Here is an 11,540-nt window from a genome sequence, read left to right as displayed (position 1 = left end):
AAATTTGCAAATCTTACAATTACAAAAAAAGACGATACTTATTTCTCGTCTTTTGTGAATTTTGCTATAGATTGTAATGAGGGTTAGAAAGGAATCTATTGCCAGCAATGATGTAGTTATCGACATCTTCGCCACGCTCCCTAAATAATAATGGCATTCATAATGTTTAATCAATGTAAAACCCACTTTCTTGATAAATAAGAAAATGGGTTTGATTAATAAAGGTTTACAATTATAAATTAAGAATTATTGTTTCACAGACACAATAACCTTAATATTTTGGGCATCAACAGTAAATTCTGTACCACTATAACTATGCTTAACATTAAAGTTTAATATAAAGTAACCAGTATCATTATCAGTAGAAGTAAATGTGGCAATTGCTTCATTAGTAATACTAATATCAGTTTTTACTATATCTTGATATGATTTACCAATACTGTCCACTGCAGCATCTAATATTTTGTCTTTTAAACCAGTAAAATCTGTAACTTTATCATTTGGTCCTGGTAAAGTACCAGCAAATTGTGATTGATTATAGAAAGCACCACTAACTTGATTGGCAGCATTAGTTTGAGTTTGTATAACTGTAATTTTATCATCTTCTATTTTAAAATTACTATTTGCATCATCACCAATATTAAAACTAATAGTAATGTTTTTAAGAGTACCAGAAAATTGTAATTTATTAGCAACTACAGTTGGGGTTTTTATTGTAAAGAATGAAGTACTTACTGGGGTTGCATCATAATAGGGCATAATATTAACTGTTACATCTTGATATTGAATTAAATTTTTAATTGCTGTTCTTAAATGTGGAACAATTGAATTATTAAGATTCTGACTAGCAGTTAATCTATTATCTGTAGAATCCTTACTAGGCAATGTTGCTACAACAACAGGTGGAAAATCATTAGAAGTTTTAATTTTATACTCAATAAAATCTTTCATAGCACTAGTTTTGTCTGAAGCCGTAGTTGTGTTATTATTAAACGTTAATTTAATATTTTTAGAAATTGGAGGTAAATTTTTATATGTTACACTTACGTTTACATTTAAATGACCATTAACGATACCATTAAATGTTGGATGGGTACCATCAACATACATAGGTAATTGAAAAGTAGCATCTCCAGCAACACTCCCATTATCTACTACTACTGAAGCATCATCATAATATCATTCTGTTGGATGTTCATTAGTACTTTTTTTAAGCTCATTAGCAAGAATAGTACTAATCTTGCCTTGGATTTCCGATGAAAATGTTTTAAAGTTCTTATCTTTCAAACCTAGTAAATCAGCAGTAGCACCAATTCCTAAATCTGTCATGTTAAATTCACTATCACGCATTAAAGCTAAAGCCGAATTTTGAATATCTCTTGGACTAATATTAGTATCTTCAGTACCACAGGCTACAACTGTTACAACTGGAGTTGTCGTTAGAGCAATTGCTCCAAATAATTTTAATAATGATTTCACAACCAGCACTCCTCATATAATAAATCATTTTTTATAAAATACTACATTATTATAAATGATTTTATTTTAAATTACATTATAATTTCTAAAATAATTGGTTTAATATCTTTTTGAATATCATAAACCGCAAATGTAGTACTTGCTAACTGCTTAAAACTATCATGTAATGTTTCTGGTTTATTTGTATGTAACTCCATAATCACACTACCCTTTTCTACTTTTTGACCATGCACTTGTTTTAAATAAATACCTGCCATCGGATCAATAATATCAGCTTTAGTAGTTCTTCCTGCTCCTAAAATTACTGATAATTCACCTAATGCATAGTTATTAATAAAATCTAAGTAACCACTTTTATTAGCAGTAATATTAATAATATGTTTTGTTGGAGGCAAATTATTAATATTTTTTAAATAATTAACATCTCCACCTTGTGCTTTTACAAATTCATAAAAGATTTTTAATGGTTGTTCATTGGCAAACATTAGTTCTGATTGTTTAATTCCTTGCTCTAAACTAGCAACTTTCTTAGCACCCAGCAATGCTAAACCCACTAAATTATTAACTAAAATTTTTAAATCTTCTGGTCCTTGATTTTGTAAACTCAATAGTACTTCTTGTAATTCTAACGCATTACCAATGGCTTTACCCAATGGTTTATTCATGTCACTAATAATTGCATAAACGGTTTTATTAAATGACTTACCAATATGAACCATCAGTTGTGCTAGTTTACGGGCATTTTTAACATCAGCAACAAACGCACCTTTTCCACATTTAATATCTAATAAAATTAAATCAGCACCCATGGCAATTTTTTTTGACATAACACTAGCAGCAATTAAGGGAAAAGAATCAACTGTTCCTGTCACATCACGTAGTGCATACAATTTTTTATCAGCAGGCACTAAATTACCCGTTTGGCTAATAATGCTCATTCCCACTTTATTTACGACTTTAATAAAATCTTTAATGGCCAAATCACATTTAAACTTGGGAATAATTTCTAACTTATCAATTGTTCCACCAGTAATTCCTAACCCACGTCCTGAAATTTTAGCGACTTTTAAACCTAATGCAGCAGCGATTGGTCCAAATACTAAACTAGTTTTATCACCAACACCACCTGTTGAATGTTTATCAATAGTGAAGCCAGTAATTTGTGATAAATCCATAGCTTCACCAGTTTCAATCACAGCTTTCGTATAAGCTACTACTTCCTCATTAGACATGCCTTGAAAATAAACAGCCATGGCTCAAGCACTAATTTGATAATCAGGGATCGTACCATTAGCAATTCCAGGTACTAAAAATTTAAATTCTTCAGCAGTTAAACTTTGTCCCAATTTTTTTTTGGTAATTAAATCAATCATATACATATTTATTCGCTACTACTCCTTTTAATTTAAAATTTTATATAATTTTCTTTACTACATTAATAATAACATTAGCCTTCATAATATTATTATAATTATCTTTTTAACTTACTTATACTATATAACAATCGCAATCGCAATCGCACTAGTTTGATTGTGTGATAATGATAAAAGTAACTTATAATCTTTAATTACTACTTCTGGTTGTTGTCACTCATTGTAACTAATATTAATATTATGAAATATTAATTTTTCTTGGGGTAGTGCTTTAAAGATTGCTTCTTTTAATGCTCATCGTCCAGCAAGAAATTCTTGTTGGCGCATTGATGATTGTTCATGATAAAGTTTTATTTCTTCTGGACTTAAAATTCGTTTAACAAATTCTAAGTGATTCTTTACTCTTGTTATTTCAACAATATCTATTCCTACACTATACATTACTAACTCCTAAAATAAAATTAAGGGTTTATCTAATAAAATCCTTGATTTTATTATATAATTAATAGTATAGAAGGTGTGATATTAAAATTAAAAAAACACAAATATTTTAAAGATGGTGGTATATTAATGACATTTTATTTAAACGAAGAACAGAAATCATTAATTAAAAAACACTATCAGGGTTTCGAAATTAGTAATGAAAAAAATAAAAGTGAAAGCCTTTTTAAGTTTCATGATATAACTATTGAATTTTTTAAAGATAAAGTTATATTTCAAGGACCACGTGAAGACATAATCGCTCAATATCGCGATTATTTAAAAAACTTTGATACACATAATTGACCAGTAATTGGTAATGATGAATTTGGTCTTGATAATTACTTTGGGCCAATCGTAGTAGTTAGTTCTTACATTGGTTCTAGCAATTTAGAGAAATTACGATTATTTAATATTGAAAATTATAAAAATTTACCAAAAGATAAGTTTAAAGAATTAGCATTTGATATTATGAAAACAATTATTTTTGAATCAGTAATTATTAATAACCGCAAATACAACCAATGAACAGATGCTGGTTATAGCCACGATATTATTAAAACTTGGGGGCAAAATCAAGCACTAGTAAGAATGTTACAACACAAAGCACCATATGATCGTATCATTATTAACCAATATACTAATGAAAAAAGATATTATGACAATATCAATAATATGGTTGCTAACAAAAATAAAGTTATTAAAGATAAAGTAGAATTTATTAACACAGCTGAAAGTAAATATTTAGCTGTTATGTGTAGTACCATTATTAGTCGTTATTTATTTTTAGAAGAGATTGATAAAATTAGAACTTTTTCTGATTATGACATTCCTTTAGGTTCTGGAACTGATGTTACTAACTATTGTATTAATATCAAAATGAAAATGGGTGCTACTTTTTCTAATTTTATGGATCGTCATTGTAAAAGAGATTTTCCTAACACAAAAATAATTATGAATGCTAAAGTTAATCATGATAAGTAGTCTAAACTAAAAATATGGTAATATTCTTGACTTTTTATATAGAGTAACACTTATATAATTGATAAATCATGAATTTCTGGCAAATAAAACATTTTTTCGTTTTTATTTTGAAAAAAGTTTTAGAATAAATTTATACATATAAATAATATTAGATAAAAACAAAAAAGTCTAATTTTCTGAGTTGGTTTTTATCTCCGTTTATGTAGTAAAACTTTATTTGCATATTATAAAGAGATGAAAAGTTTTATTATTAAAAAATGTATGTATAACAAGCGAAAGGAGGAAACATTATGAAAATTCGTAAAATTGTCTTAGTAGGATGTGGAGCAGTTGGAACTAGTTTTATCTATTCTGCCATTAACCAAGGTTTAGCTCAAGAATATGTATTAATTGATATTTTTAAAGATAGTGCTGAAGGTAACGCTTTAGATCTTTCTGATTGTCAAGCATTACTAAGTGAAACTTTTGTTTCAATCAAAGCAGGAGATTACAAAGACTGTAAGGACGCAGATATTATTGTTATTACTGCTGGAAGACCACAAAAACCAAATGAAACAAGGATTGACATGGTAGTTGATAATGCTCTGATTATCAAAAAAATCGCTTTAGAAATTAAAAAAACTGGATTTAAAGGCATTACTATCATAGCTTCAAATCCAGTCGATATTATAACTGCTATATACCAAAAAATAACTGGGTTTGATGTACATAAAGTATTAAGTTCTGGGACATTGTTAGATAGTAGTCGTTTACGCTATTTAATTAGTACAAAACTTGATGTTAATCCTAAATCAATTTCTGCTTATGTAATGGGAGAACATGGTGATTCATCAATGGTACCATGAAGTTGTAGTTCTATTATGGGGAAAAGTATGAGTGAATATATTAAAGAGGGTAAAGTCACTAGCAAAGAACTAGATAATATTCATCAGCAAACTGTTGATAGAGCCTATCAAATTATTAAATTAAAAAAAAGTTCTCATTATGGCATTGGAGTATCGTTAGCCTTAATAGTAAAAACTATCATCAACGGTCAAAATGAAATTTTAATGATTGGTGCTTATTTACAAGGAGAGTATGGTGAAACAGGGTTCTATAATGGTGTTCCTGCTGTCATTAACGAACATGGTTGAGACAGAATCGTTACTTTACCTTTAAATAAAGAAGAACAAGAAAAATTTGCTAAATCATGTCAAATAGTAAAATCTACTGTTGATGATGTTTGAAATAAAATAAAATAAGAAAATTTTATAAAAAAGAAAGCAGGAAAATTTAATGGTTGTAAAAAACCAATCTGACAGCACAGATAACGCAGAAACATTAACCAATATCGAAACCTTTATTGAAGTCTATAAATATGCTTTAAAAAAAGCAACTAGCCCACTAATAAAAACATTTTTAATGGGTTTAGCAGCTGGATTGTTTATTGGAATTGGTTATATTGGTGCGATATATGCAACTAGAGGTTGAACATCTAGTCTACCGGTTGGAATAAAAAATTTAGTTTTTGGAATGGTGTTTACAATTGCCATTACGATGATTATTTTTATGGGTGGTGAACTATTTACTTCTAATTCTATGATGTTTTTAGGTGCTGTCAAAAAGCAAGTAAAAGTTAACAGATTATTACTTAATTTACTAATTGTTTTAATAGGCAATTTTGTTGGTTGCGGTATTATTTCTGGTTTTACTGCTCTTTCAGGTTTTTGTGATGATAAAGATTTTTTAAACAATGCTATCTCGGTTTTTAATCACAAGTTAGAAATGCCTTGGTGACAAACATTTTTTAGTGGTATTCTATGTAATTTTTTAGTTGCTGGTTCTGTTTATATTGCTCACTCTACTAAATCATCAACAGCTAAATTTTTATTAATTAGTTTAGTAATTATGGTGTTTGCTTTATCTGGATTTTCTCATGTTGTTGCTAATTCTTATGTTTGATTCTTAGGTCCAATTTTTAATCTTTATGGTCATAATGTATCATTTAGTCAATTTTTACAATTTGGCTATCAAAATCAATTGCCAACTTTATTTGGTAACTTTATTGGTGGTGGTATTTTATTACCTGGCATGTATTATATAATGTACAAAAAGAATTTACCAAATCCGATAACTCTATAAAGTTAAAATAAATATAATCGTAAATTTATATTCTTACACTAAATAACTTTTTAATATCCAACATTTTCCACCTTATAATCAATTAAGGACAGGAGGTGTTACGATGATAAATAATGTCATACTAGTGGGAAAACTCATGAATGAACCAGAAATGGTGCCAACCAGAGACCAAATTCCCAGCAAATGAACAAAATTTGTATTAGCAGTAGAAAGACCATTTAAAAATCGCCAAAATCAATTCGAAATTGACTTTGTTGCCATCAAAACATGAGTTGCTAATACTGATGAACTAAAAACATTGCTTAAAAAGAATGCTATTATCGGAATTAAGGGGCGAATTCAAACCTTTGCTAATAAAGCTAATGATTTCTACTATACGGAAATCATCGCTGATAAGATAACGTATTTGGGATAAATATTTAACAAACAAAGATAATAGTCTTGATTTTATATAAAATCAAGACTATTGTTTTATATAATTTGAATTATAAAATTAAATGTAATGCCCTCTATAATCATAGTTTCTTAAAATATTTCTTTAGTAATAGATTGCTTGTTTTCTAAGGATTTTATTTTTTGTTCTAAATTAGTAATTTTTTCATTAGCTACTTTTAAAAGTAATTCTTTATCTTTTTGTAGAAGTTGTAATTGAAATTTAGTGTTTAATAAATCCATTTTTAGAACATTAATTTCTTGTTCCAAACTTTCATGGTTTTGATTTTGTCGTTCAATTAAATATTCACGCATAATTGAATTAACATTTTTCATAGATAAGTATTGATAAATATTGGTATCTATCTTTTTGTTAATATCATTAGTAATCTCTGGTTCAACAATACTAATTTTATTTTTAACATGGTCTTGTTTCATAGTGATTAATTGGTAGGATTTAATGATTGATTGTTGACCTAAGTAATTTGTTTTTAATATTACATCTCCTTTATTAGATTTGTAACGGTCACTACGAAAAGATGTTAAAGGTATACCATAGAGATGATTGTTAATAATGTTTGTAACAATAAATGGTCTTAATAAATTAGTTTTACTTTTGTGTGGTACTCCAAAATAAATTATTCAATCAGATAAATATAAAAAAATTCACTATCTTTTTAGAAAGTGAATAAAATCTTTATGAGATGATTATCATTAAGTTGAACATTCTCTAAAGATGCTATTTCTTATTTAATAATGCTACTAATTGCTCTTTAGATAATTCTAACATTTCCTTTTCATATTTCAAAAACATGTCTTTACATGCTTGTAATTCTTTTATAGCATGTTCTAAGTTACCTCAACCTTCAATAACAACCGTTTTTTTCTGTAATGCTTTGTACTGTAAAAAGAAATTTGTAATCTCATCACGTAAATGCGATGGTACATCCTCTAAAGTTTTAAAATCATTAAAACGAGGATCACTAGCAACAACACCAAACACTTTAGTGTCAATCTCACCACCATCAATCATTTTAATAGTTCCTAAAATTCTCACATCCACCAAACAACCAGGGAAAGTTGGATAAGTAATTAAACTAATAATATCTAAGGGATCACCATCATAATCTAGAGTATTAGGGATATAACCATATTCACCAGGATAAAAGTTAGCACCATATAAAACACGATCTAAAATCATTGTTTTAGTTTTTCAATCAAATTCATATTTATTACTTGAACCCTTCGGAATTTCTACTACCATTTGTACAATGTTATTGTTATTTTTTGCCATTATTTTTTCATCTCCTTTTAAAATTAATTCTATTATATAATAAAAACACGTTTTTTTCCTATATAATTAAAAAAAAATATTACCTTTAAGGAGCAACTATGAATTTAAAAAATGAAAATCATATTCAACAAGTAAAAACATATTTTATTAGTGCACTTAAATTAACAACTCACAAAGTAACTATGATTAGCATTTTATTAGCATTAACTACATTAATTAGTTTATTAGAAATTCCTACTTTCTTTGGATTCTTAACTATTGACTTTGGTAGCACCATTAATTTATTAGCAGTAGTAGTTTTAAAATTACCATATGGTTTATTAATTGGCATTATTATGCCATGATTACGTTTAATTATTCCACACACTGTTCCTGGTAACGTGGTTGGTGAATTATCTTACATGTTAAGTACTATTAGTTTGATATTAATATATTGTAGTTTTCATATGTTGTTTAAGCTATTACCATATTGAAAAAATGAACCTACTAATTGATGAAAGCGATTATTAATAGTTGAATTACCAGTAGTTATTATTACTTGTATTTTAGTGTCATTTGTTAATGTATTTTTTAATTGAGCGTTTATTCTAGATTTATATGGTCAAGGTGATTATAAAAATCAATTGTGAATTATCTTTTTACCATATAATTTATTTAAGTTTACTTTAGTTTTAGGATTATTTTTATTGCTAATACGACCTGTTCAAATTTTAGGTCAGCATTTTAATTATTAAAAGAGAATTGTTTGCGAAACATATTTCTCTTATTTAAAGTTTTATTTTTCATATGTTTAGGTAATCTTGAAAATTAATAAATTTCCTTTAATTTACTCGTAATTTTTTAATTTTTTGGTTAAGTTTAAGAACACAATCAGAGTATTGTTTAGTTAAAATATCAGATTTATTTTATATACTATATAATGGTAAATATGGGGTGTACCATTAAACAAGTGGGGCTTTCTATATAATAACAAAATAAACAAAGGGGGTAAAAAATTACTAAAATTATTAACTTCTCTAGCATTATCAACACCTGTGGCAATAAATGTTGTAGCTTGTGGAGGAGGAAGTGGTACTAAGCCTGCACCACCTAGCCCAACACAACCAACTGCTAAGTTTACTGATTTAAGAAAAAAATTTCAAGATTTTAAAATAGTTTCAGAAACAACAGGAATGGCTCTAGATATGGCAAATAAAGCAATCTGATTTGATAGCACTAAGATTAATGATGCAACTAAAGGTTTAAGTGATTTAGGAAAACAAGTTTCTAGTTTTTTTAGTCTTTCAGAAACAACAGGAATCTTGAAAGAAGAAACTACAAACCAAGCATGATGAGTTGAATATAAATAAAATTTTAATATAAAAAAGTTATCAACCAATCTTAAAAGTTTGATTTATTGAATTTTTGAGATTTTATTTTTTTTGAATTGTAAATAAAATAACTTGCATTTTTCCTAAATTAATTTATAATTTTTATAAATAAGTATTTAGAAGGAGCAATTATAATGAAAAATAGTATTAATTTAAACCAAACAACCGAATTTAAAAAAAATAAAAAATTAAATTTTAATTCCAAAGTGCAAATGTTTAAAATCACTCTAACTGGGATTTTATTAGGTTTAGCAGTAGCATCATCATTAATTGAGATTCCTGTTCAATTTATGGGGGTAATTTTACCATTACGAGTGTTTGACTCATTAATTATTGCTTTTGCCATTCCCATCATCGGTCTCTACTACACATTAGTGATTGGTATTGTTGAACCATGATTACATTTATTATTAGATGGTGACCATCCACCATTACAAATTTTCTTTGATAATATTGCTAATATTACCTTTATTATTTCTTTTTATTTCATTTACTACTATTTATTTAAATTACGTAATAAAAGTAACAATTTAAAAACTGATGTTATTAAGAAAGTTAGTGCTGGAGTAGTATTAGTACCATTAAATGCAATTGTTGCTGCCTTAGCTTTTGCATTAACATTAGTAGTATTATACTTTAACCCTACCCTATCACGACCAGGTGACTATTTAAACAATATTGTTAACTTTAATAACAATGTTACAAAAATATTCTTTATTTTAATTGGAATTGAAATCTTACGTTTTACTTTTATTTATATTTTATTTAGTTTGATTCAAAGACGAATTGGTCATATTCAACGTTATTACTAATCTTAATGCAATATTAACAAAAACATAACAAATGGTGCATGATTATTCATGCACCATTTGTTAATTAATAATTATAAGGTTAATTAGCTTTTTTTGGTAATTTAACAATATTACTTTTAATTTCCTCAATTTCTTTAACATCAGTAATATTATTAAATAAATGATAAAGCATATAATTTAATTCTTTTGATTTAGTAAAATGACTATTAAAATATAAAACAGTTTCATCAATGGTTTGCATAAGAACCAAAGCATGTTTAGTATTAATACTATTGTTTTGTAATGGTAATTTAACAAATGTTGGTAAAGCATTAACAAAACTATAATCTTCTAATGCTTTTTCTTTTTGCGTATAATAAAAAATCTGGAAAGCACTAACTTTAGCACTAATCGTTTTAATAGCATTTTTAACAGCTGATACTTGCGTTGCTAACATATTTTTAATTAGTAAAGTAATAACAATGGTAATAGTTCCGATTGGCAGAATAATAGAAAGAATTAAATCTAAGTTAACATTGAATTGTTGAGCAAAGATTGCTTTCAATAATGTATAGCCATTTTGAAATAATAACACTGATATAAATAATACAAAATTAGGTGATTTTCATCATTTATGCATTACTAAGACTTCTGTTTTATTTTTTAAGATATATCAAAAGAAATATGAAGTTAAAACTAATACTGCACCATAAATTAAAACAATTATTGTTGTTAAGAAATTAAAGAAACTAAAAACAATAGCTAAATTAATAACAAATTCTAAATACATTTTAGTATCATAGATAGGATAATCATTAGAAAATTGGGTACTTAAACCGTATTTCTTTTCAAAGTGATTACGTTTATATAATTTAATAATTACTACAATATAATAAACAAAGCCAATTAAAGCAATTAAGATGGTAATAAAGATGTATGAATAGGCAGTATTAATACTATTTACACGTTGGGTTCAAGCAGCACTATAATCACTAATTGGTGTTTCTTTACTTTTTATAAATTGAAATGACAATAAAGAAAAGTCAATTAAAGGATATTTAATTGCTAGTAATTGTCGATATACACTATCAACTCCATGAAATATGGTAACAACACCTTCTCTTCTTCGAATTTCACGGTTTAGGCGTTCAATGTGATTACTAGTTCTTAATTTTTTATGGTAATACAGTGGAAAGCTTAAAATTGCTAAAGCATC

The 11,540-nt window shown here is 26.9% G+C and carries 13 protein-coding genes; 7 read left to right on the top strand and 6 right to left on the bottom strand.

The features are described 5' to 3' along the window. Positions 1 to 246 precede the first annotated feature (246 nt). From RDJ14_RS02395 to acpS, 3 genes are all read right to left on the bottom strand, one after another. Positions 247 to 1,479 (bottom strand): hypothetical protein, encoded by a 1,233-nt coding sequence (locus tag RDJ14_RS02395; RefSeq protein WP_308149776.1) that lies wholly within the window; start codon positions 1,477 to 1,479, stop codon positions 247 to 249. A gap of 71 nt (positions 1,480 to 1,550) precedes the next feature. Further along, complete coding sequence (locus RDJ14_RS02390; RefSeq protein ID WP_308149775.1) at positions 1,551 to 2,858, bottom strand: thymidine phosphorylase; 1,308 nt, start codon at positions 2,856 to 2,858, stop codon at positions 1,551 to 1,553. A gap of 114 nt (positions 2,859 to 2,972) precedes the next feature. Further along, a complete protein-coding gene (gene acpS / locus RDJ14_RS02385) occupies positions 2,973 to 3,293 on the bottom strand; it encodes a holo-ACP synthase (RefSeq protein WP_308149774.1) in 321 nt (106 codons plus the stop codon). A gap of 129 nt (positions 3,294 to 3,422) precedes the next feature. Here acpS and RDJ14_RS02380 point away from each other — a divergent pair, with 129 nt between their 5' ends. The 4 genes from RDJ14_RS02380 (at position 3,423) to RDJ14_RS02365 (ending at position 6,852) form a co-directional block, all read left to right on the top strand. After that, the gene (locus RDJ14_RS02380) at positions 3,423 to 4,316 is read left to right on the top strand and encodes a hypothetical protein (RefSeq protein ID WP_308149773.1); all 894 of its coding nucleotides are present in this window, start codon (positions 3,423 to 3,425) and stop codon (positions 4,314 to 4,316) included. Between the two features lie 290 nt (positions 4,317 to 4,606). Continuing rightward, the gene (locus RDJ14_RS02375; RefSeq protein ID WP_308149772.1) at positions 4,607 to 5,557 is read left to right on the top strand and encodes an L-lactate dehydrogenase; all 951 of its coding nucleotides are present in this window, start codon (positions 4,607 to 4,609) and stop codon (positions 5,555 to 5,557) included. Positions 5,558 to 5,591: 34 nt separating this feature from the next. Next, entirely contained in the window at positions 5,592 to 6,437 is an 846-nt protein-coding gene (locus RDJ14_RS02370) for a formate/nitrite transporter family protein (RefSeq protein WP_308149771.1), read from the top strand. A 103-nt stretch (positions 6,438 to 6,540) separates the two neighbouring features. After that, complete coding sequence (locus tag RDJ14_RS02365; protein WP_308149770.1) at positions 6,541 to 6,852, top strand: single-stranded DNA-binding protein; 312 nt, start codon at positions 6,541 to 6,543, stop codon at positions 6,850 to 6,852. A gap of 110 nt (positions 6,853 to 6,962) precedes the next feature. On the opposite strand, the gene RDJ14_RS02360 is transcribed toward RDJ14_RS02365, so the two are convergent. Both RDJ14_RS02360 and RDJ14_RS02355 read right to left on the bottom strand, forming a co-directional pair. Continuing rightward, positions 6,963 to 7,307, bottom strand: coding sequence for a hypothetical protein (locus RDJ14_RS02360; protein ID WP_308149769.1), 345 nt, complete (start codon positions 7,305 to 7,307; stop codon positions 6,963 to 6,965). A 301-nt stretch (positions 7,308 to 7,608) separates the two neighbouring features. Beyond that, entirely contained in the window at positions 7,609 to 8,163 is a 555-nt protein-coding gene (locus RDJ14_RS02355) for an inorganic diphosphatase (protein ID WP_308149768.1), read from the bottom strand. Positions 8,164 to 8,261: 98 nt separating this feature from the next. On the opposite strand from RDJ14_RS02355, the gene RDJ14_RS02350 reads away from it, so the two are divergent. The 3 genes from RDJ14_RS02350 (at position 8,262) to RDJ14_RS02340 (ending at position 10,345) form a co-directional block, all read left to right on the top strand. Then, positions 8,262 to 8,897, top strand: a complete 636-nt coding sequence (locus tag RDJ14_RS02350; protein ID WP_308149767.1) for an ECF transporter S component — start codon at positions 8,262 to 8,264, stop codon at positions 8,895 to 8,897. Positions 8,898 to 9,197: 300 nt separating this feature from the next. Continuing rightward, complete coding sequence (locus RDJ14_RS02345; protein ID WP_308149766.1) at positions 9,198 to 9,512, top strand: hypothetical protein; 315 nt, start codon at positions 9,198 to 9,200, stop codon at positions 9,510 to 9,512. Positions 9,513 to 9,667: 155 nt separating this feature from the next. Next, entirely contained in the window at positions 9,668 to 10,345 is a 678-nt protein-coding gene (locus RDJ14_RS02340) for a hypothetical protein (protein ID WP_308149765.1), read from the top strand. A 79-nt stretch (positions 10,346 to 10,424) separates the two neighbouring features. On the opposite strand, the gene RDJ14_RS02335 is transcribed toward RDJ14_RS02340, so the two are convergent. Further along, positions 10,425 to 11,540 (bottom strand): transposase (locus RDJ14_RS02335; RefSeq protein WP_308149764.1); only part of this gene is annotated, 1,116 nt, incomplete at its 5' end.

Origin of the sequence: Spiroplasma sp. AdecLV25b (genome assembly GCF_030913225.1) — a bacterium.
In the GTDB taxonomy this organism is placed as follows: Bacteria; Bacillota_I; Bacilli_A; order Mycoplasmatales; family VBWQ01; genus Spiroplasma_E.
Note: the sequence above shows the minus strand (reverse complement) of the source record. Positions and strands in the feature narration are given on the sequence as shown.